The sequence below is a fragment of the Terriglobus roseus genome (assembly GCF_900102185.1).
Taxonomy (GTDB): Bacteria; Acidobacteriota; Terriglobia; order Terriglobales; family Acidobacteriaceae; genus Terriglobus; species Terriglobus roseus_A.
Window position 1 is genome coordinate 577,569 of record NZ_LT629690.1, and the last position, 24,055, is coordinate 601,623.

27 protein-coding genes are annotated in these 24,055 nt (G+C 50.4%); 20 read left to right on the forward strand and 7 right to left on the reverse strand.

Annotated features, from left to right (window positions below; genetic code table 11):
* The first annotated feature begins 25 nt into the window (after positions 1-25).
* The 7 genes from BLT38_RS02670 (at position 26) to BLT38_RS02715 (ending at position 9,312) form a co-directional block, all read left to right on the forward strand.
* Positions 26-1,291 (forward strand): DUF3500 domain-containing protein, encoded by a 1,266-nt coding sequence (locus BLT38_RS02670; RefSeq protein ID WP_156784986.1) that lies wholly within the window; start codon positions 26-28, stop codon positions 1,289-1,291.
* Positions 1,288-2,418, forward strand: coding sequence for a DUF3500 domain-containing protein (locus tag BLT38_RS02675; RefSeq protein ID WP_083343788.1), 1,131 nt, complete (start codon positions 1,288-1,290; stop codon positions 2,416-2,418). The genes BLT38_RS02670 and BLT38_RS02675 overlap by 4 nt, the downstream gene beginning before the upstream one ends.
* Entirely contained in the window at positions 2,415-3,740 is a 1,326-nt protein-coding gene (locus BLT38_RS02680; protein WP_083343789.1) for a HupE/UreJ family protein, read from the forward strand. Before BLT38_RS02675 ends, BLT38_RS02680 begins: the two co-directional genes overlap by 4 nt.
* 678 nt (positions 3,741-4,418) lie before the next feature.
* A complete protein-coding gene (locus BLT38_RS02685; RefSeq protein WP_172838118.1) occupies positions 4,419-5,525 on the forward strand; it encodes a tyrosine-type recombinase/integrase in 1,107 nt (368 codons plus the stop codon).
* Positions 5,526-5,535: 10 nt separating this feature from the next.
* Positions 5,536-5,772, forward strand: a complete 237-nt coding sequence (locus BLT38_RS02690) for a hypothetical protein (RefSeq protein WP_083343791.1) — start codon at positions 5,536-5,538, stop codon at positions 5,770-5,772.
* Between the two features lie 956 nt (positions 5,773-6,728).
* Positions 6,729-8,168: a DUF1254 domain-containing protein gene (locus BLT38_RS02700; protein ID WP_231966701.1), complete on the forward strand. Its 1,440-nt coding sequence runs from the start codon at positions 6,729-6,731 to the stop codon at positions 8,166-8,168.
* Between the two features lie 799 nt (positions 8,169-8,967).
* On the forward strand, positions 8,968-9,312 hold the full coding sequence (locus BLT38_RS02715; protein WP_083343796.1) for a hypothetical protein: 345 nt from the start codon (positions 8,968-8,970) through the stop codon (positions 9,310-9,312).
* A gap of 127 nt (positions 9,313-9,439) precedes the next feature.
* Here the strand turns inward: BLT38_RS02715 and BLT38_RS02720 are convergent, their stop codons facing one another.
* Complete coding sequence (locus BLT38_RS02720; RefSeq protein WP_083343797.1) at positions 9,440-9,964, reverse strand: HNH endonuclease; 525 nt, start codon at positions 9,962-9,964, stop codon at positions 9,440-9,442.
* Positions 9,965-10,055: 91 nt separating this feature from the next.
* On the opposite strand from BLT38_RS02720, the gene BLT38_RS02725 reads away from it, so the two are divergent.
* The 4 genes from BLT38_RS02725 (at position 10,056) to BLT38_RS02745 (ending at position 11,958) form a co-directional block, all read left to right on the forward strand.
* Positions 10,056-10,508: a hypothetical protein gene (locus BLT38_RS02725; RefSeq protein WP_083343798.1), complete on the forward strand. Its 453-nt coding sequence runs from the start codon at positions 10,056-10,058 to the stop codon at positions 10,506-10,508.
* 289 nt (positions 10,509-10,797) lie between these two features.
* A complete protein-coding gene (locus BLT38_RS02735) occupies positions 10,798-11,040 on the forward strand; it encodes a hypothetical protein (protein WP_083343800.1) in 243 nt (80 codons plus the stop codon).
* Positions 11,033-11,476: an RNA polymerase sigma factor gene (locus BLT38_RS02740; protein WP_083343801.1), complete on the forward strand. Its 444-nt coding sequence runs from the start codon at positions 11,033-11,035 to the stop codon at positions 11,474-11,476. The genes BLT38_RS02735 and BLT38_RS02740 overlap by 8 nt, the downstream gene beginning before the upstream one ends.
* Before the next feature lie 179 nt (positions 11,477-11,655).
* Positions 11,656-11,958: a phage holin, LLH family gene (locus tag BLT38_RS02745; RefSeq protein ID WP_083343802.1), complete on the forward strand. Its 303-nt coding sequence runs from the start codon at positions 11,656-11,658 to the stop codon at positions 11,956-11,958.
* A 9-nt stretch (positions 11,959-11,967) separates the two neighbouring features.
* Here BLT38_RS02745 and BLT38_RS02750 read toward each other — a convergent pair whose 3' ends face one another.
* Positions 11,968-12,297, reverse strand: a complete 330-nt coding sequence (locus tag BLT38_RS02750) for a hypothetical protein (RefSeq protein WP_172838119.1) — start codon at positions 12,295-12,297, stop codon at positions 11,968-11,970.
* A 340-nt stretch (positions 12,298-12,637) separates the two neighbouring features.
* On the opposite strand from BLT38_RS02750, the gene BLT38_RS21075 reads away from it, so the two are divergent.
* Positions 12,638-12,814, forward strand: a complete 177-nt coding sequence (locus BLT38_RS21075) for an HNH endonuclease signature motif containing protein (protein WP_172838120.1) — start codon at positions 12,638-12,640, stop codon at positions 12,812-12,814.
* On the opposite strand, the gene BLT38_RS02760 is transcribed toward BLT38_RS21075, so the two are convergent.
* Positions 12,774-13,688, reverse strand: a complete 915-nt coding sequence (locus BLT38_RS02760) for a DUF2971 domain-containing protein (RefSeq protein WP_083343805.1) — start codon at positions 13,686-13,688, stop codon at positions 12,774-12,776. The two genes, BLT38_RS21075 and BLT38_RS02760, sit on opposite strands and share 41 nt — an antisense overlap.
* Before the next feature lie 128 nt (positions 13,689-13,816).
* Between BLT38_RS02760 and BLT38_RS02765 the strand changes: the two genes are divergently transcribed.
* From BLT38_RS02765 to BLT38_RS02790, 6 genes are read left to right on the forward strand one after another with little or no spacing between them, the layout of a single operon-like run.
* On the forward strand, positions 13,817-14,320 hold the full coding sequence (locus tag BLT38_RS02765; RefSeq protein ID WP_083343806.1) for a phage terminase small subunit P27 family: 504 nt from the start codon (positions 13,817-13,819) through the stop codon (positions 14,318-14,320).
* Positions 14,295-15,965 (forward strand): terminase large subunit, encoded by a 1,671-nt coding sequence (locus tag BLT38_RS02770; protein WP_083343807.1) that lies wholly within the window; start codon positions 14,295-14,297, stop codon positions 15,963-15,965. The genes BLT38_RS02765 and BLT38_RS02770 overlap by 26 nt, the downstream gene beginning before the upstream one ends.
* 19 nt (positions 15,966-15,984) lie before the next feature.
* Positions 15,985-17,307 (forward strand): phage portal protein, encoded by a 1,323-nt coding sequence (locus tag BLT38_RS02775; protein ID WP_083343808.1) that lies wholly within the window; start codon positions 15,985-15,987, stop codon positions 17,305-17,307.
* On the forward strand, positions 17,291-17,737 hold the full coding sequence (locus tag BLT38_RS02780) for an HK97 family phage prohead protease (RefSeq protein WP_083343809.1): 447 nt from the start codon (positions 17,291-17,293) through the stop codon (positions 17,735-17,737). Before BLT38_RS02775 ends, BLT38_RS02780 begins: the two co-directional genes overlap by 17 nt.
* Before the next feature lie 28 nt (positions 17,738-17,765).
* Positions 17,766-18,176, forward strand: coding sequence for a hypothetical protein (locus BLT38_RS02785; protein WP_083343810.1), 411 nt, complete (start codon positions 17,766-17,768; stop codon positions 18,174-18,176).
* Positions 18,177-18,203: 27 nt separating this feature from the next.
* The gene (locus BLT38_RS02790) at positions 18,204-19,013 is read left to right on the forward strand and encodes a hypothetical protein (protein WP_083343811.1); all 810 of its coding nucleotides are present in this window, start codon (positions 18,204-18,206) and stop codon (positions 19,011-19,013) included.
* Positions 19,014-19,043: 30 nt separating this feature from the next.
* Here the strand turns inward: BLT38_RS02790 and BLT38_RS02795 are convergent, their stop codons facing one another.
* Complete coding sequence (locus tag BLT38_RS02795) at positions 19,044-19,655, reverse strand: hypothetical protein (protein ID WP_083343812.1); 612 nt, start codon at positions 19,653-19,655, stop codon at positions 19,044-19,046.
* Between the two features lie 325 nt (positions 19,656-19,980).
* On the opposite strand from BLT38_RS02795, the gene BLT38_RS02800 reads away from it, so the two are divergent.
* Entirely contained in the window at positions 19,981-20,880 is a 900-nt protein-coding gene (locus BLT38_RS02800) for a DUF2971 domain-containing protein (RefSeq protein WP_083343813.1), read from the forward strand.
* A gap of 168 nt (positions 20,881-21,048) precedes the next feature.
* On the opposite strand, the gene BLT38_RS20410 is transcribed toward BLT38_RS02800, so the two are convergent.
* Together BLT38_RS20410 and BLT38_RS02805 are read right to left on the reverse strand one after the other, a co-directional pair.
* A complete protein-coding gene (locus tag BLT38_RS20410) occupies positions 21,049-21,426 on the reverse strand; it encodes a hypothetical protein (RefSeq protein WP_156784988.1) in 378 nt (125 codons plus the stop codon).
* Position 21,427: 1 nt separating this feature from the next.
* Positions 21,428-22,027: a hypothetical protein gene (locus BLT38_RS02805; RefSeq protein WP_083343814.1), complete on the reverse strand. Its 600-nt coding sequence runs from the start codon at positions 22,025-22,027 to the stop codon at positions 21,428-21,430.
* 844 nt (positions 22,028-22,871) lie between these two features.
* Between BLT38_RS02805 and BLT38_RS02810 the strand changes: the two genes are divergently transcribed.
* Positions 22,872-23,105 (forward strand): helix-turn-helix domain-containing protein, encoded by a 234-nt coding sequence (locus tag BLT38_RS02810; protein ID WP_083343815.1) that lies wholly within the window; start codon positions 22,872-22,874, stop codon positions 23,103-23,105.
* A 172-nt stretch (positions 23,106-23,277) separates the two neighbouring features.
* Here BLT38_RS02810 and BLT38_RS02815 read toward each other — a convergent pair whose 3' ends face one another.
* Positions 23,278-23,553 carry a hypothetical protein gene (locus BLT38_RS02815; protein ID WP_172838121.1) on the reverse strand — a complete coding sequence of 92 codons (276 nt, stop codon included), beginning with the start codon at positions 23,551-23,553 and terminating at the stop codon, positions 23,278-23,280.
* Between the last annotated feature and the right edge of the window lie 502 nt (positions 23,554-24,055).

Here is a 24,055-nt window from a genome sequence, read left to right on the forward strand (position 1 = left end):
GCGCACCCTGTGTAGCAGGAGAATGATGAGACGACTGATTGTGCTGGGCTCCGCAGTTGCACTTACGTTTGCACCGCTGTACCTGGGAACCATTCGGGTGCAGGGGAAGACGATCGAGAAACCATCTGCTGACGGCCAGACGGTTGCCGTGGTGAAGGCTACATCTGACTTTCTGGTTTCGCTAAGCGCGGATCAGCGGCAGAAGGTGCAGTTTGCTTTCACTCCGCAGCCGCTGGGCAGCAAGGCTCCGTTTCACAGAACTGCCGATGGTGGCGTGGCACCGGGTGCACCCGCAGGTGGACAACAAGGAACTGCAGGTGGGCCTGGTCGCGGTCCGGGCGGCGGCCCAGGGGGACCCGGGCGTGGGCCGGGTGGGCCCGGTGGTGGACCAGGTGGCGGAGTTGGTATGGGACCTCCGGGTGGATTCATCGGCGAACAATATGGGCAGGCCGTTTGGTCGAACTATCCGGTGAGTGATGTGTTGCGACCGGGGCTTCGACTTGGAACGTTGACGGCACCTCAGCGCGCCGCTGCTATGCATCTGTTGCAGACGGTGCTTAGTCCCATGGGTTATCAGAAAGTGCTGGATGTCATGGGCTCCGATCAAGCTTTGACGGATGCTGGTACAAACTTTGCTTCGGGAGAGGCGGTTTACACCATCGGCATCTTTGGCGAGCCAAGCGTGACTAAGCCATGGATGCTGGAGTTTGGTGGGCACCATCTGGGATTGAATATTGTGATCGCGGGTGCAGGCGGAACCATGACACCAACGCTGACCGGCGCGCAGCCATCGGTGTACAAGCGCGGCGATAAGGTTGTGCGTGTGCTGGCGCAGGAGAACGACACGGCGTTTGTGTTGCTGGATACCTTGACTGCGACACAGAAGAAGCAGGCCATTCTGAACTATGAGGTGAATGACCTGGTGCTTGGGCCGGGGATGGCGGGCAAGCAGATTCAGCCTGAGGGGTTGAAGGCTTCCGAGTTGAATGCGCAGCAGCGCGTGTTGCTGCTGCATGTGATTGCGCAGTGGGCTGGCATTGTGAATGACGCGTATGCGAAGGTTCGCATGGCGGAGATTGAAGCGGACTTAAACGAAACATACTTTGCATGGAGCGGGCCCACCACGCACGAGGTGGGTAAGAATGGCAGCTCGTATTACCGCATACAAGGCCCGCGGTTGGTGATTGAGTTTTCGCCGCAAGGCGTGGGTGGTGATCCCACGATGCACGTTCACACGATTTATCGCGATCCCACCAACGACTATGGTGTGAAGCTTACGGGGGCGAAATGAAGCGACTCTTTGTTCTTGCGACTGCAGCAGCGCTATCGCTTAGTTCATTTGTTTATGCGCAGGCGAATCGTTCCACCGAAGCCGTGGTGCAAGCTGCTGATAGTTTTCTCGCCACGCTGACTGCGGATCAAAAGCAGAAGGTGGTGTATGCGTTTGACGATGCAGCGCAGCGGGCGCGGTGGTCGAACTTTCCAACGGGTGTGGTTGCGCGCGGTGGCATAAATCTGAAGTCGATGAGTGCTGCGCAACAGCAGGCTGCGATGAAGCTGATGAGCACCGTGCTAAGTCCCATGGGCATGGAGAAGGTGAACGAGATCCGCCAGGCGGATGATGATTTCAAGGCCAATGGATCGAAGCGTGGGCCGGGTGGTGGCGGGCGTCCGCAGGGGCCTCCTCCGGGTGGGCAGGGGGGGCCTCCGCCACAGTTTGGTGGTGGCCGTGGTCCCGGTGGGCCGGGTGGTCGTCCTCCGAGTGGCGATCTGTTTGGTAGTGATCTCTATTTCATCTCGTTCCTGGGGAAGCCTTCTCTTACGCAGCCGTGGATGTTGCAGTTCGGTGGTCATCACCTGGCGTTGAACATCACGATTGCCGGCAGCAGAGGTGTGTTGACGCCAACGCTGACGGGCGCGCAACCGGCGATGTTTACGCTGAACGGAAAGACGATTCGTCCTGTGGGGCGTGAAAGCGATAAGGCGCTGGCGTTGTTGCAGGCGTTGGATGATTCGCAGCGCAAGCAGGCGGTGTTGAGTTATCAGGTGGCGGATCTTGTGCTGGGGCCGGGGCAGGATGGGAAGAAGATTGCGCCGGAGGGGCTGAAGGCGTCGAGCATGAATGCGCAGCAGCAGGCGATGTTGCTGGATGTGGTTGCGGAGTGGTCCGGCATTCTGACAGAGCCGTATGCCGCCGCGCGCATGGCGCAGATGAAGGCGGACCTGAAGGACACGTACTTTGCGTGGAGTGGAGCTACGGATGGGAAGGCTGGGACGAACATTACGGCGTACTACCGCATCCAGGGGCCGCACCTTGTGATTGAGTATGCTCCGCAGAGTGACGAGCCCGGCAATCATGTCCACACTATGTATCGCGATCCAACCAATGACTATGGAAGTGCGCTGCTGAAGCCATGAAGTGGAAGCTGGCGGCAGTAATCGTTATGTGCATGCTGCTGTGTGGGAATACAGCGTGGGCACATCGGATCGATGAGTATCTGCAGGCGACGATCCTGTCGGTGGAAGCGAACCGTGTGCATGCATCGATGCGGTTGATTCCTGGTGTGCTAGTTGCGCCTGCTGTGATTGCCGCTATCGACAGCGATCACGATGGCGCGTTCTCTGAGGCTGAGAAGCGCGCTTATGCAGAGCGTGTTGTGCGGGACCTTTCCATCACGGTGAATGGCAAGGCCGCGCATCCGGAACTGGATGCTTGGACGTTGCCGGAAGCGACGCAACTGCGTGATGGTCTGGGTGAAATCCATATCGAATATCACGTCGATGTTCCGTCGAGCACAGGTGCGAATCGCAGCCTGGTGATTGCTAATCATCACTTGAATGATGCTTCGGTTTACCTGGTGAATGTGGAAGTGCCGCAGGATCGTGCGCTTCGCGTTGTGGATCAGAAACGAAATGCGAAGCAGTCAGTTTATGAGCTTGATTATGAGCAGGTGGGTGGTGGGGATACGCCTGCGGGGGCTCGGCGTGGGATGCGCGCATGGTGGGATGGCGTGCAGGTGGCGAGTCTGTTCCGGCTTGGGATGCGGCACATTGCGGAGGGTACGGATCACCTGCTGTTTCTGCTGGTGTTGCTATTGCCTTCGCCGCTGCTGGCTGTGGATGGACGATGGGCGGCGACGGGTGGAGTTCGGCATAGTCTGCTTCACATCGTTGGCATTGTTACCGCGTTTACTGTGGGACATTCGCTTACGTTGACGCTGGCGGCGATGAACGTTGTCCATGTGGCGAGTCGTCCGGTGGAGGTATTGATCGCAGTGTCCATCCTGCTGTCTGCGATCCATGCTCTGCGGCCCATCTTTCCCGGACGTGAGGCATGGATTGCCGCCTTCTTCGGGCTGATTCATGGTCTGGCGTTCGCGTCGACGCTGGATCGGTTGGGTCTCTCACGCTGGGATCGCGTTGCAGGGATACTGTCATTCAACCTGGGCATTGAAACAATGCAAATGCTTGTTGTGGCTCTCGTTTTACCTTCATTGCTGCTTCTCAGTCGAACGCGCGCTTACTTCGTCTTTCGGATAGTGGGCGCAGGGTTTGCCTGCGCAGCATCCTGCATGTGGATTGCGGAACGCCTGTGGCGAGTGCAAACGCCCGTTGATTCGGTTGTAAATGTCATCGCAAGGCACGGCCAATTCTGCGCAGTTGCTCTGTTTGCCGTGAGCCTGATCTGCTTTGCACTCGCGAATCGTGACTCATCAGGAACGATTCGTCAGTCCGGATAAGTCGGCTTATCGGAATCGATCTGACACTAGTCTGCTCCATGAGCGACATCGATGGATTCATTGATGCAATTGATTTCATGCGCTTAAAAGAAGGAAGGCATCTGTTGCTTTGGCATCTGGGATTGCGGTCGAAGTGGACGAGGACCAGGACCAGATGTCGTTTCTCGGCCCCGCTGCAGTAGCGCTTGTAATGGCGCTAAAGGCCGAGGGTATACCCGCAGATTCGCATAGGACGCCTAAGGGTATTTGGAGCAACAGAATCCACATAATCATTGGCACGAGATAGGGAGGCAGCGTTCTGTTGCGGTGATTCATTCCTCGCATCGTTCTGGACGTGGAATGCTTACCACCGGCAGGAGTCAAGAGGAGATAAAGACGGCCGCCGTCGGCAAGACGGGTGTTCTTCGACGGAAGCATTTTGTTGGGTATTGTGCTGTGTCCGGCGACTGTATTGGATTTGCATGGAACAACCGTGAACGGGTTGATGGCGGAGAGGGAGGGATTCTCACGCTAGAGGCACTAAAAGCTTGATTTACATGAGAATATGATTTCGCTTTACCGCGTTGTACGGCGATTGTACGATTATTGAAGAGGAGAAAATCGTACATGGCCAATAGGACAGTGAAGCTTTACAGGAATTGCAAGACCCCGGAGGGATGGAAACGATATCCCGCCGTGATGTCTGCCAATGGCAAAGTGAAGCCCGATACAGTCCTAGTTAAGGGTGTCGAAGTGGTCTACCCTACTGGACGGTATGAGTTGCGATCCTATGCAGGGACTCGAACCGTCTGGACTCCAGTAGATGGCAATGCAACTGTGGCACTGGCAGAACAGAAGACGGCGCAAAAGAAAGCCGCTGCAAAAGCTGTGGCAAAGAATGCCGGTGTCGCAGTCGTCGAAGATTCATCCCGCAAGGTGCTTAAAACGTGGGCCGATAAATGGGTGAATGCTGCACTGGATCGTGGATCGCTGGAAGCTGCTGAACTGTACCGTAGAACCGCCGATGCATTCCTGCTTGTGTGCAGCAAAACCTATGCCGACGACCTGACCCATGATGATGTATTGGCATTCCAACGTTCCATGCGTTCACAGGGCTATGCGGACAGAACGATTGCGAATCGTCACAGTCACATTCGAACATTCTTCATCTACATGGACTTGGACAAGCGTATTGCTGGCGCAAATCCACGATATGAGAACAAATTGCCGGAAGTTTATGAACCCGGTGAACTGAAGAAGTTCTTCAAATCTCTGACCGTTCCCAAGGATGAGTTGCTGTTCGACATTCTGCTGACAACTGGCCTGAGAGAACAAGAAGCATCACACCTTGAATGGACGGATATCCATTGGTCTAGAGGAACCCTGAAAGTCCAATCCAAGCCCAAATGGGGATATCGAATCAAGGATGCAGAAGAACGAGAGATGCCACTTTCCGATGATCTTCTGAAGAGACTGAAGTCAATGAAAGATGGAAACAACCTGATATTTGGTTTAAAGGGTGACGTTCCTGATGGTCATTTATTGCGGAAATTGAAGAAGCTCGTTCGGGATGCGCGTCTCAACTGTGGCAAGTGCGACTCATGCGAGAAGCACAATGAATGTGAGAACTGGTTCCTGCACAAGTTCCGTGCGACCTACATCACAACACTGTTGAGGAATGGTCTGGACTTGCGCACTGTGATGACACTATCGGGCCATTCTGACCTCGAAAGCGTTATGCGCTACCTCCGTCCTGCTGAAGGTGTGGCCGTCAAGAATGCCGTGAACTCGATTAAATGGCGATAGAATTCGAATTATGAACACCAATGAGATTCTTTCAGCCATTGACGGAGAGATTGCCAAGCTTCAAGAGGTTCGTTCCCTTCTTACCGGCTATTCCGATCCCACAGGAACTCCCAAGCGTGGGAGAGGCAGACCAAAGAAGACTGTATCGGCCCATCCCGTTAAGCGTGTATTGAGTGAAGATGCGAAGGCACGCATCGCGGCTGCACAGAAGAAGCGGTGGGCAGCACAGAAGAAGGCCACGAAGTAAACATGTTTCCTCAGGAGCTAGAAACTTCGCAACAAGTCCACATCAGAATGTCGATGGTATGCCTTTCGCGCCAAAGAACACATTAGCGCACCCATTGAGGGTCAGGATTGCAGCAGTCGTTTGACCGGGATTTATTCCCAAGGCGTTATGGTCATAGGGCTTTCCGTCATCAATTCCTGCCGAGGCACCATAGTGGATATCAACCTTGACGCCATGGCGGTTAGTCATCTCGAATCGCCAATCGCACGTGCCGTCACTGAATCGAGTCTCAAGCCTGTATCTGTATTGGACGAATACGTCTCCTGCGCTGTTTCGCCAATCTGTCCATGGCCCGGGATCAGCAACGAGTGGAGTTGTAAAGCCAGCAATCAGAACAAGAGCTACAGCCAGTCTCCCCATCACACCCTCACAAAGAACTAATAAATTAGGGGAGGACTGAAATTATCAACTCAACCTATCTTCACGTCCAGAGAAATTATCTGATTGCGCCGAGAGCCTGCGTTTCGCAACTTTCGTATGAAATGCATCTGGCAATCTTTGAGAAACGTGAAATCCCTCCTCGCTGAAACCGCCTCAGCATACTGATCCTCATAATGCGTTGACAGTTCACGCGATTCAGAACTCTACTGACGCCTCACGTGAGTGGTCACTTCGCCACAATGCGAGACGCTGTAAGAACTAACAGCATTATTGCGACGCATGTCCTCATAGGATGTCGGCTAAGTTCCTCTGCGGAGAGATGCGTGCGCGGAAATTGTCGAAAGCCAACCGAAAAGACAACTTCTTCCTTTACATCCGGATCGATCCTCCCGCAAAGAGGGCTCGGAAATGTAAAGAGGACTTCGGCTTCGTCAGGACTGCATTCTGAACGCACGTCCTAGCCTCTTCCACACAAATAGGAGCCACGCTACTTCGAACATAGACACAGCCCCCCGGAAGGGTCTCAGGAGTATGCAATGACGAAGAGAATTTTCTCAGCAGCAGCCGCCCTTATGCTTTTGCTTACAGGATGTGATCAGAAGAAGCAGCAAACAGTGGTGGACACATCACGCCAGAGCCCGCAGAACAGCGTCAACGACTCTCTGCTCCATGCCCGCGCTGTACAGGCTGTTATTTGGGGCATGCCTGCTGTGAACTATGACCTGATGCTTCAGGAGATGCTGAGTAAGACCTCCTCAAAGCAAAACGAGATCGTCTACTGGTCCCGTCCGGTGGACTGGAAGAATCAGACCCTAACGCCCAATCCCGACGCGCTGTATTTCATGGTGTTCTTCAACACCAAAGATGTCGGCCCCATCGTGATTGAGGTTCCACCCGCCGACAACGGCGTCTTCGCAGCAAACATCGACACGGTCTGGCAGATGCCGCTCGAGGATGCGGGCCTGATCGGCGCGGATAAAGGCAAAGGCGGAAAATACCTGATCCTCCCGCCGGGCTTTAAAGGCAAAACACCCACTGGATACTTCGCCGTTCAATCAGACACTTCGGGCGGCTACGCTCTCCTCCGCTCGAACTTGGCCAGTCACAGCGATGCCGACATCGCGAAGGCTCTAGCCTACGGGAAGCGCCTCAAAGTCTATCCGCTTTCGCAGGCCGCCCAACCGCCTGAGACCAAGTACACCGATGCTAACGGTGTTTCCTACGACTCCACTATCCCTTATGACCTTCGCTTCTTCCAGTCTCTCGATCGCATCATCCAAGCGGAGCCCTGGCTAACACGCGATAAGGCCATGATCGATCAACTCAAATCGATCGGCATCGAAAAGGGCAAGCCCTTCAACCCCGATACAAAGAACACCGAGATCTTCAAGAGTGCTGCCATTGATGCCCGCGACTATATCGATGGCCTCTACCAGGCGGGGTTCCCGCCTTTCTTCCCCGGCTCCCGTTGGGCCGTGCCGGCGATGCCTGAACTTGTTAAGGAAGGCTCCTCAGGGTATGCCGATCCTGACACCTATCCTGTCGATGCCCGCGCCTTGACCTATTCAATAGGCTATGTCGGGATCAAACGCCTCGGCACAGCTCAGTTCTATCTCATCGAGAGTAAGGACAAGAATGGAAACGCCTTTGATGGCAACGCTACCTACCGCCTTCGCGTTCCCGCCAATGCTCCCACCTCGCAGTACTGGTCTGCAACCGTTTATGACCGCGTAACGCACGCTCTCGTCAAGAATCTCGATCGCGCCAGCCGCGCATCGAATGACGCCTCACTGCAAAAGAATTCTGACGGCGCAGTCGATATCTACTTCGGCCCTAAGGCTCCCGCTGGTAAAGACTCCAACTGGGTTCCGACTGACCCCAATCGACAATTTGAGGTTCTCTACCGCATCTACGGACCCACGAAGGCGCTTTTCGACAAAACTTGGACGCTGCCGGACATTGAAAGGCTCCAGTAGAGCTACGCATGCAAGGCGAACTATTCTTATGTTCGATACTGCACAGATCGCGATATCACGCGGTGCTAGGCTGTTGCGATGGAAGTCGTCTCAGCGATTTTCGACGTCATGAATGATCCTCGCGGAGGTCTGATACTTCGTATCAATCAGCAGACTGTCTGGCCGTTCGGCATGAGGCCGACTCGTCCAATGGTGATTACCAAAGGTAACGACGCAGAGCTAGCGAAGGCGTTTGCTAAGGCGGCCATCATTCTCCCCCGGTACAGGACTCGGCCAACATGGGGAGCACGATATAAGGTGACAGTTGAACAGCTCCGAACGCTCGGTTTCGACATCTGATCGACGATCTCAACATGAACGCGGAGACTTCAATCGAGAAGTTTGCGGTAGACGTTCGAGGCTTTCTATACCGCATTGCACAAGACCAAAGAGCATGTTTCTTCCGTCAAAACCGATGCGCAGATTATGCTTACGTCGGTTTGTAGCGGTGCTACGCTGGCTTGATGGCGCAGAGATACACCGTACTGATCCAACGAGAAGACAGTGATCGATACCACGCGACAGCGTCCACGACTGACGCCCGCGTTGTTCGATTTCGCTGGCGTGGGAATTTGAAGGCGCTACACACGCTCGTTGACGATCTGTACTACGTTCCCGGCGTGCCTTCCCTCACTCAGTACCAACGCGTGATGGCATCCCTGAGCAAACACAGCCAGTACAGTAGCCCGGCCACATTCGATGAAGATGCACTGAGGCAGGCCGAATTCTTAGAGATTGAGCATTAGCGCTGCACGAGAGCATGGAGAAGATCGCATCCGTAGAAGCCTCGGCGGAGATTGGCGCTGACCTTGAGCCGTCGGGATGTCAGTGGTACGCTGCCTCAATGATTCTCATGGTTAGGTTTGAATTGCGGCACGCCGACGGAAAAACGATCCTCATCTGCCGTGACAGCACCGAGGATGTCGTTAGTCCTCGCTTCACGATTGAAACCGAGTTCGAAGACGAGGCCGACCTCCGTGAGAGGCTTCACGCCGCTTGGCTTCCAGCAGACATTGCCATTGATCCGATCAAACTGAGCGAAATTCCGGTAACCGATCTTCAGTTGAAGACACTTGGGTTCGTGTTGCCTTGGCCGGAACAATAACGCGTCCTCAAGAAGCCACTCTGCGTTGCATCTGTGGAAGCCAATGCCGACATTGTTGCTTACCTTGGTCTGTAAGGATGTGATACACAAAAGCCCCCGATTATTGGGGGCTTTTTATTGCCTGTCATTAAGCCGTTGGAATGGCCAGCATCCACTTAATCATTTCCAGAATGATGGCATGCTGCTTCGCCTGATTGTATTTCTTACGAATCTGATGCATGTGAGACTCACTCTTCCCACACATTTTGCAAATCTGATAGTTGCTGAATCCCCTATCCATTAGGCGATGGAATACGGCAAGCTGTCTTCTAGTAAGGTTTGGCCCTCTAAACTTGCGATTCGGATTGCATCTTTTCTTCGCTTTTTTGTCTGCCATATTCAGGGCTTGGTTCGCAAGTAGAAGACAATCGCGGCTTACGCAAAGACGGTTATCGCATTTGTGCATGATGACGGAAGGCTTCTCTTCATATGTATCGGGAATTGGCCCATTGTGCATTTCATAGGCGAATCGATGCGCATAGACTGTCTTACCTGTTACTGGATCGCGGTATAGTCCATATCCATTACGTGATACATTGCCGTTCCAAATATGTGTACATGCATTGGTTGCTGTTGTTTTTGACTGAAAGTTTTCAATTGATTTAGTGGCCATTTTCCTTTCTCCACATGTATTTAGGGAGAACTCGAAAAATGACCAGATAAGGCTTCAAAAGTGCCTGTTTTGGAATTGCCTAAATACCTGCATGGATACAGGTCACTGGCAGCACCCTTGGAAATCGTTCGATATTGACGATTGGACAGGGTTCGTCTACGTGATTACATGCACTGCCAACAATCGGAAATATATTGGCAAGAAGTTCTTTCACTCGACCACTCGCAAACAAGTAGCGGGGAAGACGCGACGAAAGAAAGTTGTGAAGGAATCGGACTGGAAGAAGTACACCGGAAGTTCCAAAGCACTGAATGATGACATCCAGCTATACGGCAAGAATGCTTTCAGATTTGAGATTGTCTCTTTGCACGAAACTAGATCGTCTCTTTCGTGGGAAGAAGCAAGACAGATTGTTCTGCATGATGCCTTGAGAGCTAAGAATGCCAATGGGGAAAAGCTCTTCTATAACGGCATTCTTGGGCCAGTGAAGTTCTCAATCACCGACGAGACGGAACTAGAGAGACAGTATCGGCATCATGTTTAAACGTTCCCGACAACGTTTCGGAATGATTGCTAAATACGTTCAATGATTACCCACATCCGCGTATTCCTGGCCCTTCTCGCACTCACACTAGCCATTGCCACCAATTCACTTGCACTATGTGGCGCATTCCTCTTCATAGCCACCGATATCTATCTGTCACTCGTTCAGAAGATTTCCCCGGATGAACCACAAGAACCCATTGTCACAAATGCCTATGGATTCCGACCCAGCAACGAAGACGTTGAGCAGTAAATAAATACGATTGTCCAGCAACATCAGGAGTCCAATTTTGACCAAGAAAGAAGCAATCAACACCGATGAAATAGAGATTGAGAAGATCCAATTCAAATCCCTTTGGAAAACTGCACCATCATTGAAACCAAGTGTTGGCATGATGGACGCTTGTGCACGTGGAGATAAACACGCAAAGGCAATACGTGATGCTTGGAGGTTCAAAGCACCAGTTGTCACACTATCCCACGAAGAATATGCGGAATTGATTGAACGATGCACGGTGACGTTCAATGGCTAATCTGGGTCAGCTTCATCAACAGTATTCAGCTTCGATGAATGACCTTCTAAAAGAAGTTCGTCATATTGCGACGAAGTCCCATCCCCAATATGGCGAAGACATAGCCCAACAGGTCATGTTGTTTGTCTGGGAGAATCTTCCGCAGTTCAACCCCGATGGCAAACCAAAAGCGTTTGAGAGATGGTGTTCAACCGTCATTCGTCGCAAACGGTTCGAAGCACTGGAAGCGAGGCTTCAACACACATCATCGGAGGGAATGATGGAAACAGCCATTGAAGACGATTCCGTCCACATTGATATTTCGGGATTGCCGGAAGACATTCGAGAGGTGGCCCAATCCTTTTTGGATGGATATTCCATTCGAGAGACTGCGGCCAGACTGAACCTCAAAGAAGGAACATTGAGAAAAAGGCTTCACGCTTTTCGAAATCGGTAACGAAATCGTCTTCCCAAACCATTTACATAAAGAGGGGAAATTTTCCCCAAGAGATTGTGGTTAGGCTTTCCCCTGTGTGGAACTGAACTATTGCTGCATTAAAAAAGCCCAAGTCTCTCCTGCACGTATCCTCAAGGGCCAGCATCAGTCTGGCCCTGTACGTGTCTCAAAGGAACCAAATGAACATCATCGTCAAATATCTCGCAACCATTGGTCTCGCCCTCATCGGCAAGCTTGTGCCATCCCTGAAATCTTTTCTCGTCAACTTTATTAAGAGTGATGTCGGCACATTGGCCAAAGATGCTGTTGCATATGCGGAAACTCTCACTGGCGCAACAGGTGTGGAGAAACGTGATGCTGCCGTTGCCAAGCTGAAGGAAGACCTAGCCTCTGCGGGACACGATGTCTCAGAGTTCTCTGCCAGTCTGTTGAACATGCTGATCGAATCAGCATTGCAGGCGGTTGTTCTCAAACTGTCGTGACAAGCACCGTCATTGCCTGATAGCCCTCAATGTGTCTTCCACTTCATGAAACCATCCGTGGACGAGATCAGCGACGTATTCGGGATCACTCGCTAGTAGAGGAACAATCTCCGGGCCAATTTCAGCAGCGTATGGACGGATGAGATCAGCATCATCAGGAAGAGGCTTAAGCCGGATGACTGCGCCGTCTTTGTCCGTAGATTTTGCATTTGGATGGAATCCCTGAAGCTCTCCGTCCTGCCACTGGAACTTGACCACACCAAGAGTGCGTGCGAATCCGAGAATATATTCGGTACGATCCGAGACTACGTAGGGGAATTTGACGCCATACACGTTCATCAGAATTGTCTCCATTGGACTGCTTGCTCAATAACAATCTAGCGAAGTGGCAGATCAACCCTGAAGCAAAATTGCAAAATATTTCCGTTCGTACACCCCTGCATGTAAATAGCCCTCCCAAGCGACAAGCCAAACTAACGTGCAGACATGTTTCGCCATGCCATCCATTCCTAACAAGCCGTGTAGTCACGTCGGATGCAGCAACCTGAACTGCACATTGCATATCAGGCATTCAGACAAGAGCTACAACAGATATAGAGGAACGAGTCATTCACGTGGATATGACAACGAATGGAAGAAGCTTCGTCTATCAGTCCTTAGACAAGAGCCACTATGCAAGATGTGTCTCGATGAACAACGAGTAACACCTGCTACGGAAGTTCACCACATCATCCCCATCCGCACTGATCCCACAAAGAGATTGGATCGTTCAAACCTGATGTCCCTTTGCAAGCCATGCCATAGCAGGATCACTGCTACCAGTCTCGATAAGGCACTTTCGAGCCTTCAACGTTGACACTCATCCCCAAGCCTGAGAAATAGGAACGAAGCGCACCTGTCGACAGAGACATATTAGGTGTCGGCCCCACGATCACCCGATGGATAAAATCTCTTGATCGAAGTTCAGATATTGATTCATATAAGGGAATCGATTCGATGGCTTTCTTTGGCAGGTTCAGCTTGATATACGGAACTAGAGTTGTACGTGAGGCGCGATAGCGCACAAGGTTTTCGCTGTTATCGAGCAATCCGTCGACTACTATGCGGTATTCCGCCTCGGGTTTGAACGCAGGATGCTTTTGGGCAGAAGCGCGAAAGCCGAGTATCGACTGGAAGATCACATCTAAACCGAGTTTGTTCTTAATCTGGTTGTCGAAGTCCGCTGCTGCGCTCAAGAACTCTCTGAGTTCTTCATCCAGCCGACGGTCGTCAGACACCCCGTAAACAACCTGCTTGAACCGAACGTCGTGGAACGGTCGATTCAATTCGCGAACAACCTCGTTGTCTGAGAAGCAGGCCCGAACAAGACAATTTGTTCTAAAGCCTATGCAGACACCGTTGCCGTTCGGACAGTAGGAACGCCATTGCGGGAGAAAATCCGGTTCGGCTGAAAACGAGGCGACAAATGGACGGCGTCGGATAATGCCCGAACCCATGCCAGTCCGTCCCTTGAGATAGCTTTCGAAAAATGCCGACTGTGAATCTCCGTTCTTCACGAATTCGCGAAGTCTTCTATCGACCTGCTCAAGATAGAAAGAGTATTCCGTCACATCGTTCAAGTAGTCGATGCATGTTGCCCAAATAGAACGGCTCTCGACAATCTTCAACAATGTCTCCATCGATGTGTAGTGGTACACCACCTCTGGCAGAGACGTCGCTTCTTCGTCCATGTTGCCTGTCACTCCTCAAGGGGTAGGGTATCCCAATCTCTAGCAACTACGAGAGCGAAAGACCGACGCTTGGTCAAATTTACGCATGGTCGAAATCAGAAGTTGGGGTTATTTGCAAAAGGAATTGAATGGTAGGACGTAAACCAAAGCCAGCGGCGATGCATGAACTAGAAGGAACCCGGAATCGCCACAAGAATAAAGGCAGAGAGCCACAGTTCTCCGGTGTTCCAACCTGTCCAGACCATCTCGACGATATTGCCAAAGAAGAGTGGGAACGTGTTGCACCAGAATTGTTAGCTGCGGGACTACTCACAGAGGCCGATGGTTCAGCTCTTGCGGCATATTGCGCGGCATACTCTCGCTGGATTAATGCAGAACTCCAGCTTCAACAGAATGGCATGGTGTTCCATTCCCCGAAGTCTGGATACCCCGTGCAAAGCCCATACATTGGCATTGCCAACACTTCCTTGACCCTCATGCGCCAATTCCTAACCGAATTCGGCATGACTCCTGCCAGCAGATCGCGGATAACCGTGATGGAAAGTGACACACAGGATAAAGACCCCTTTACGGCATTCATGAATGAAATCGGAGCAATAGAACCCGATGACGAACAAAAGAACCTACAGTGAAAAGGCTCATGACTATGCACGCGATGTAGTATCCGGCACGATCATTGCCTCAAAGTGGATCAAGATTGCTTGCCAGCGTCATTTAGACGATTTGGACAAGACCGATTCACGTTGGTTCTTCAATGCAAACAAATGCAATCAAGTTTGCACTTTCATCGAGAGTCTGACTCTCTCCGATGGCTCTCCATTCGCGCTCCAGCCGTTTCAAGTATGGCTAGTGGCTTCCCTGATGGGATGGATGGATAGAGATGGAACTCGCAAACACATTGAAGCACTCATCCTGATTCCAAAAGGCAACGGCAAGTCACCATTGGCCGCTGCACTCGGTTTGTGGTTCGCATTCTTCGATGGAAGACGTAAGGCAGAAGTCTATTGTGGTGCATTGTCCATTGCGCAAGCGATGGAAGTATTCTCACCCGCACGCGACTTCATTGAATCTCAGAAGGCGTTCACAAAAGCAGGAATTGCTGCGCAAAAGAAGTCCATCTTCTCTGCATCCGGCTCAAAATTTATGCCGGTCATTGGGCGTGGTCGTCACGGTGCAAGGCCATATCTGGCGATCCTTGATGAATTGCATCAAGCCAATGACTTCGACCTTTATGGCACCTTCAAGACAGGGTGCAACAAGACTCCAAATAGCCTGATGCTGACGATTTCAACAGCTGGTGTTGCATCGACTCAATCGCCTTGCTACCAGATTCAGGAGCGCGCACAGAAAGCTCTAGATGGATCGTTACCGGATGAACGATTTTTCGCAGCGATCTATTGTGCCGATGACACTGTCGAATGGTCGTCCAATGAAGCCCTGATAATGGCGAATCCCAATCTCGGCATCTCCAATGACGCTGAGAAATTGAAGTTGGCCATCCAATCGGCTTTACGTAATCCCGGCGAACAGAACAACACCAAGGCCATGCACCTGAACATCTGGTCTACAGCCACATCCGCATGGATGAATATGGTTGATTTCGCCAAATCCTCCGATCCATCCCTGAAGATTGAAGACTTCTCTCAAGATGAATGCATTCTTGCGCTCGATAGCGCATCGAAACTCGATCTTGCATCTATTGCGATCCTGTTCACACGATTGATTGACGGAAAGAAGCACTATTACGCATTCAGCCGGAACTACAACCCCGAAGGACAGGTTTCAAAAGCTGAAAATGTCCACTATCAGAAGTGGGTGAAACAAGGTCATCTCATCGCCACTGATGGCAATGCTATTGATTTTCTTCGTTTGGAAAATGACCTGATTCATTTGGTCAAGACGAACAACGTTCAATCACTGTGTTTCGATCCTGCACACGGCGGATATGGAACAGTGCAGAAGGTCGTTTCAGAAACGAATGTGACCTCTGTTGAAGTCATGCAGCGTCCGATCCACATTTCCCCTGCAATGAAAGAACTTGAAGCTGCTGTTGCAGATGGTCGATTCCACTACGATGGCGATCCCATCCTCGCATGGTGCTTCTCAAACATCGTCACACGCGAATCCTCCAACAGCCTTTACAAAATGCCGGAAAGAGAACGTGCCGAAAACAAGATTGACGCGGCTATGGCTCTGTTCTTCGCACTCTCACGCGGAATGGTCATTGAAGTCAAGCCATCGGCGTCCAAGTGGGCTTTTGAGCCATTCGTGCTGTAGCTCCCCAAAGGATTAAGAAATGAATTTTAGAAAAATGCTGGAAGCTTTTGGGGATAGTGAATCGAATATCACTTCACTGGAACTTCGAACAAGTTTGGAATCACCCTCTGTACCACTTTCAAGTGCTGCTGCTTTCAATTTTGTGTTCTCAGGCGATCCAACAGAAGCTGGAGAATTCATTGGTGAAAGCAATGCACTTCAGATTCCCACCGTATATGCATGTGTTCGTCTGATCGCCGAAAATATCGCCACATTCCCAGTCAAGGTTTATTCAAATGCCGGTATCGGCAAGAAAGAAGCATTGGATCATTCCCTTTCATACCTTCTTTCCTATGCACCAAACCACGAAATGACATCCAGTACATTTTTCGAGGCACTCGCGGGAAGTCTTGCTTTAACCGGCAATTGTTATGCCGAGATTGAGAGGGATAAGAAGGGCAATGCCATTGCATTATGGCCGCTTCATCCTCTTAAAACAGCTCCACAACGCGACGAAAAGGGTGTCCTGTCCTATAAAACGACCGATGGAACGGAACGTGTCATTACTGCGAAAGATATGATCCACGTTCCCCTAGTGTCTTTCGATGGATTACGCGGCCTTAGTCCCGTGGGCCAAGCTCGCCAAGCCCTTGGCCTTGCAATGGCAACTATTAAGAGTGGCGCGAGATTTTTCGGTAATGGAAGCCGTCCCGGTGGAATTCTAACGCCCAAAACAGCTTCCAATGTGTCACCTGAGCAAGGCCAGCAAATGAAAGCGGCTTTTGAAGGCATGACTGCTGGATTGAACGCCGGACGTATTGCAGTGATTCCAAGTGACTGGTCATATACACAAATTGGTCTAAGTCTTGAAGATTCCCAATACCTCGAATCCCGTGCATTCAGCCGCAACGAAATCGCTGGATTGTTCAGGATTGATCCCCATTACCTTGGTGATACCACCCGACAGAGCAATGCAAATTCCGAACATTCTGCTTTGTCATTGGTGCAGGATACCCTCCAGCCCTATATCACCAAAATCCAGCAAGAACTCAATCGCAAGCTTCTACCACCCACAGGCCGTGTGAGAAGCACGTTCCATATTGCCTTCGATTATTCCGAACGACTGAAGACAGATTTCAAGTCCACATTGGAAGCAATCGCTGTTGCGAGACAGTGGGGAATCTTCACTGCTAACGAGGGACGCGAGAAGCTAGGACTCGATCCAGTTGGTGACGAAGGAAACATTCTGATGAACCCCACAAACATGATGAATTCGGCATTGTTCCCTGATTGGTATCCGAACAAGGCACAAGAGACGAAGTCCACCCGGACAAGGAAAAAGAAGAATGAACCAGAACTTTGAGAAACGAACATCCCGCGATAGTTCTTTGGGATTGTCCGAAGAGAATGGAAACACACTGACTGGTTATATTGCCTTGTTCAACACGTCATCCGTGGATATGGGCTTCACTGAAATCCTGGCCCCCGGCTGTTTCACATCATCGCTTGAGAATCCCGATGAAGACGTGGTTTGCCTAGTGAATCACGATGACGATGCACCCATCGGCAGAGTATCCGCAGGAACACTGAAGCTCGCGCAGGATGAACAGGGTTTGGCATTCAGCGTCGATCTACCCGATAATCACTGTCGCCAGAGAGATGGTGGAAAGCATTCTCAATCGCGCGATCTATACCCAATCATGGCGAATGACAATGGATTCATTCCCATATCCAACATGTTTCGCAACGATCACACCAAGCGAAAGAAATCCATACTCTTACATTCTCGATAGATTTTCCATTTCAGTTCCTCTTGGTGGTGTGAAGGAAATCACAAGTGTCAATTACACGGATTCATCGGGATCTCATACCATCGATCCTTCCACGTATCGTGTGGATACAAATTCTCAACCTTCCTTTGTCTCAGGATCGAAGTATGGATTTGAGTTTACGGATGGTTCGGGAACGCCTCCAGCGATCACCGCAATCAACGTCATTGGCCCAACCACATTGGAGATGATTCTTTCGGCGGCTCCAGCAGTTGGAACACGCTATCTGAATTACGCCTATACGGGTGCTAGTGGTGCGCTTGCAGGCCCAACAACTGGCCCACGTGGAAACCTTCGTGACAGCGATACCTACAAGTCCCTTACAGGTGGCGGCATCACGATCAATGGAACTGCAAACTGTCTGCCGAACTGGTGTTTGCACCAGCACTTCCAAATCAGCTAACGACAGAAAATATTGGAGATTTGATTTATGACAACAGGCATTGGTATCAAGCTGGCAAATGCCAGCTTTCCATTAAACTTTCCCACAGTCCAATGGACTCCAACACAGCTTGGAAGCTCTGTCCTAGCGTGGTTCGATCCAGCAATTGGAATCACTCAGACAAGTGACCGCGTCACACAGTTGAATGACCGAAGCATAAATGGTCTGAATCTCACCCAGACAGGTTCAGGTGCACAACCTCTCTTGATTGAGTCAGCAGTCAACGGAAGGCCCGGTATTCAGTGCGACTCAATTTCCGATCCTAGCCGTGGAATTTGGGGGCCGACAACTGATGGGAAGACGAATTTCTCGACTACCACTCCATTTAGCTTCGGCATTGTGCTAAAGAAAGTTTCGAACACGACAAACAATGGAAAGTCATGTTTCGGCAATTTCGACGGCGCAGGTTCCGGTTGGTGCATTGAGACATCGCAGAACGGTGGCGGCAAGCTGAATTTCATGCTTATCAACTCCGCGTGGACACATGCGTTAGTCGTAACCTCAACAACAACCCCATTGGTCGTTGGAGGAACGTATGTAATTGTCGTTACCTATGATGGTTCAGCCACACCGGGTGGTATTACAGTCACCATCAATGGCGTCTCGCAGACTCTTTCTACATGGGTAACCAAGCTGGAGACCGAAGTCTATTCGATTTTGGGGAATGGAAAGCCCGGACGATTGGGAGAGGCTGAAAGCGCGATTGATTCTTTGAAACAATGGCGCTGGAGAATGGCAGGCATCACAACGGCCATCTCCTCCTTCGTTTCAATTCTGGCGTGGCTCTTCAAACATTGATCCCGATGCAGGCTTTCTACACAGTCCAAGCTAGTCGAGTGCGCTCTTAGCAGGGTTCGATTTCTTCTCGTCAATGTACTTCTTGTCAGTAATCGTGAAGCGAATGAACTGACTCGGAGTGGCTTTGGGGTCTACATCCTCGTACAGCAGAACAGTGTATTTGGAAGCAATCCAAACAGTGTTCCGTAGTTCCCACCTGGCTCCAAAGAGGTTCTGTTTGACCTCAACATGAGTCTCAGTAGGCTGGCCGAACTTCTTCACCGTGTCTTCGAGGGCAGACTCCCATGGAGTGTTGGTGATCTTCAAGTTCAGAACAACAAGTTCATTCTTCGAGAACCCAGCAACACCTTCGAAGTCCCTACACATATCCATGTTGTAGCGCGGGTTACTACACACGATGACTCCGTTCCCACCTGAGGATGCCACAGTCTGGAAGTTCCGACAGTCAATACTGACTTTCTCTTTGGTTCCGGCCTTGGCAGCGCATCCCTGAAATCTCGCTCTGCTTTCTGCCCCAAGCTTCTGCACGAACTCCGCGACTGACTCTCCAATCGTATGTCCCTTGACGGGCGGTGCGGTTGATTGGGCAGGGGTTCCGGCTGCTGACGAGAGCAGCAACCCCAAGACAGTAAGAGCAAGCATTTCAAATCTCCAAGAAAGCAACCGCAACAGATTATCAGAAACAGAATATGGCATAGTACGGCCACCGGATGCAGGTCGAGGACGCTTAGGTGGGGCGGAAGCGGCCATCGATACTTTTGAACAGTGGCTATGGAGAATCGCTGGAATAACAACGGCCATCTCCTCCGTTGTTTCAATTCTTTCTTGACTCATGAAGCACTCAGCTATGCGAACAATTTGGTGCTTAATCGCCTATGACAGAAAGAGCAGCCTGAGAAAGTATCTATTGCAACGTCGTCTCGCTGAGTTTTAGTGTTAACGGAAGCTTGGTGAGGATGGCACAGCAATGATTCTCTTTAAATATCGTCCTTGGAATGAGTTCACCAAGCAGATTTTGTGCGCTCGCTCTCTCTACTTTCCAACGAAGAATAGTCTCAACGACCCGGCGGAGCTTGTTCATCCAGTAAGATTCACCGAGGCGAATTGGGAAGATGTTCATCTTCAGTTGTTCGGTTCAATCAACGACAATACTTGGCACATCTTTCAGACGTTGGACATTCGTTTCAAGCAAATCTCTTTGATAGTTGAAGGTGACGCTCTGGAATGGGCGACTTTTGAGTTGCCGGAGGTGTGGCCTCCTGAAGAGTGGAGTCGCTACCGTCACATCCACAGTCCTCATTGGCGATGCGTGGAAGCCACGTGTGATCGCTTGGCGGATGTGGAGCAGATGATTCGCTTCTACTTCTTAAATCTTGCCGAGGACGTTCGAAATATGTACGGCAAAGCGGAGACGTTCAACCTGCAATTGAACGACAGGCTAGAGAAATTAGGAGTCCTCTCTCTATCATTGAATGCCAAGTCTTCCGTGATGTGGGCCCACTACGCTGCCAATCATCAGGGCGTGGTACTTATGTTTGACACTGATCGAGACCCTCTATTAAGAAAAGCGAAGAAGGTCGATTATGTAGAAGAGCGCCCCATCAACTCGGTTACGGCAATCGTAGACAACCTTTACAAAAAGGCCAAAGATTGGAGCTACGAACAGGAGTACAGGGTTCTCATCGGGCACGGCGGCGCGAACTATGGCTTCAAGGCGGAGGCACTGGCAGGCGTGATCTTAGGTAGCCATATGAGCGAAGCTTCGAGAGAGGAGGTTATAGAGTGCGCACAAGTTGGTGCGCCTGTAGCGGTTTACGAGGCGTTTCCAAATGAGAACACGTATGCAATTGAGCATCGGCTCCTTTGAGATGGCGTTAGCGTCCAATCACTGTGGGCGGGATAGGCCGATGTGCTGGATTGCTTTAATTCTCTGCAAAACAATATCTCGCAATGATGAAGCCCACCCGTAAAAGGGTGGGCTTCATCATTTGGAACGATCAAAGGCAATCGTGAATCGATGATCCTTGAAATGTTCTCATTGTTCCAGCATCCATTGAGTCGCTTCTTCATGTGTAAGCAACTCAAGATCGCGAATAAGGGCACTCACATCAATTTGAAAATGCCCTTGAATCGGAAGAATCAAATGTGATCCTTGTTTCTCAATCCGAGAAACGCAGTGTGTATGTCTGAATCGGACTAGATCACCATCTTTCACGTCATGCGTGGTCAGAACATCGTGATGATCGGGAACTTCAGAGAACAATTGGATATCTTTGGGATAGATAAGCATTGTGTGACCGATTTCCTTTTCATCATTACAACGAACACATCGTGCAACGGTATTTTCGTTGTAGCTGTCCACAACGCGATAAAAATAATCCGGGCATACTGTCGATTGGAGTAGTGGTGTCATCTCATTGAGCCTTATGAACAACAACCATTGGAACGACAGGTGCACCCAATGGGCTACCGGAAATCTTGTTCCAAGGTGAACCCGATCCCGCATCAACTGGAACGGATTTGGGAACGAATGGCTTAACACTTGTATTCCGCATACGTGAATAGGCGCGTCTTGCACGTGCATTCAGGCCATTTACATCCACGTCGCTTGAAAAGAGATGGATGTTGTCAGATAGTTCAATCTCTCCGTCTTTCATGACATATTCGATCCCTTTTGTTCCGCACGTCCTGTCATATGGAGAACAATCGGCATAGGTTTTGAACATTTGCTTGGGAACGTGAAGAACCGCGTGCCATGCGTCCGATAGAACATGATGACTGATTGGCTTATGGGAAACGAAGATTGCATGGATATGGCGATTTCCTTCACAGTCTGTTTCAAATCCGCGCAATGTGCCAATGGGATAATGCAATCTCTTTTCGGCTTCATTAAGGAATTGCTTCCAGATGCCTAGTCTCTTTTCATCGGAAACTTGCTTGGGGAATGTGAAGTGACCAATTGCGGCAACTGGCAAGGTATTCAATAGGTGTTCGGAAATAGCTGTCTGATTCATGAAATTATTTATAGGAATCGCGTCAAAAAACGCGGTTAACTACTTCAGAATATCGACACGCGAATAAGAATAAAATAACTAAATCATCCGAACGTTTATCGGGAACGTGTACATGATAGGGAATTGCTGGATCATATGCCGTCCATAAATGACTTCATTTCAATCAATTTGCGGGAATCGTTAAGGAAAGATTTCGCAGTCATTCTTTTACGTCGGAACTCATTGCATTTCGTTCCTCGTCACTTCCGATCACTCATTTCCGCTATCGCTTCATTCGCAATCGTTCAGTGTCTCTTCTCCATTGGCTCACTTCAGGTTCGCCAATGTATCGAGTAATGAATCATATTGGAAACAATGTGGGTATATCTTGAGAACCTTATCTTGAGGTTGTGAAGATCATTCACACGATTAAGAGCTCGTTGGGATGATGTTCCACTGTGTTTCATCATGTGCATGATTAAGGGGAATCATTGGGATGATGTTTCCATTATGCCGATCAGTTGGTTCGATTATTTCTATCGTTTCTTTATGGTTCACCTACGATTAGGCACACTATCGTCAGGAACCACAATTGAAGTCATTGATCGCCTTGGGTATTCATTCCAGTTCTCACATATTCCAGTGGTACTTCGAAACTCAGTTCATAGACTGATGATGTATCAACTAGTGTAAGTAATGCCTCGCACTATGAGAACAACTTTAAAATCGGGAAAATGATCCAGAGTTGTCTCTGGAGTTATTTAGTCGAGATGAATGCATTTGCGTGGATGAGAACACTTTTCTTATTTTATTGTTGGCGGTAGCGACCTATCTTAGTAATTAGGAGATAGAAAACAACAGCACCATGATTGGAGGAAAGAAAAGTCTTAAAATTGATCCACAACTGGGGGTGATCGCATCCATAGCCATCCATCCCCATATGCTCTCTGCGGAAGAACTTGCATCTGCACTGTCCATGAGTCCAAAGACGATCTACTCCCAAGCAAAGAACGGCACACTTCCGGCCATTCGCATTGGCCAGTGTGTGCGATTCGATCCAAAGCATGTTGCGGAATGGCTGTCTAAACGTGTGGCCTGAACATGGGTAGAGAGACGCGGACGGCCTACATCAAGGGCCGTTTTCCGTCTCAACAACTGCTTAGATTGACTTCAACTGATTGATAGAGTGTGTGGCTTTATATTGTTTTGACTTGTCAAAGGGATCACGAACAGCCGATCCGCATCAGGCTGCGCATCCAAGCAGCGATCATCTACCGATTCTGACGGGCAGCGATAAACTTGCCGACGATGCTGAGCACAGTCGCTCCCAGGACGGCACCTGCAGACTTCTGGTACCCCTGCACGACTAGGTAGACGAAGGCCAGAAGACATCCTAAAAAGCATGTAGCGCCAGAAATCAGTGCTGTCATGGCATAAATGTGTTCACGCCGGTTGGTGGTGTCCACCATACCCAATATCTTTTCGGCTATCGGCAGTGGAAGTTGATTCAGATCTGAGGGTTTGGGCAGGAGAGCTTTAGGTGGCACAGGGCGTATCCGTCCTCTAATTGAAGCATCAGAAAGTCTTCATAGTGGTGTTCTTTGCTACTGGCGACGGAGATTCTATTGGTGACTCTTCCAACGCCCGCCTCAGCTTACGTTCTCCAATTTCATGCACTTCTGCCCATCTGAACGCGTTCCTAGAATCCTCACAAGGAACTAGATCATCAGCGAACACTTGCGTCGGGGCTCCTGACCGAACAGGAGCATCAAGACTAGGCCCAAAACCATCAAAGAAATTACTTATCAGGGAAAGCACCCATGTCCGATGGCGACGTTTGTTGCTTTCGTCCATTTCGGCATACAGCTCTGCGAGGCGCGCGTCCTCTTCGGCACTTGTATAAGCGACGACGGACTGACGAAGGTTCTCGATACCATTCATTGTCTCGCTCCCCTTCTCTGTTCGATGACAGGATGACCGAACAGGGGTGCTTGGGCGTGGCCTTTCGAACCACCTATCCGGTGGACGACGCATGTCGAGATCATATAG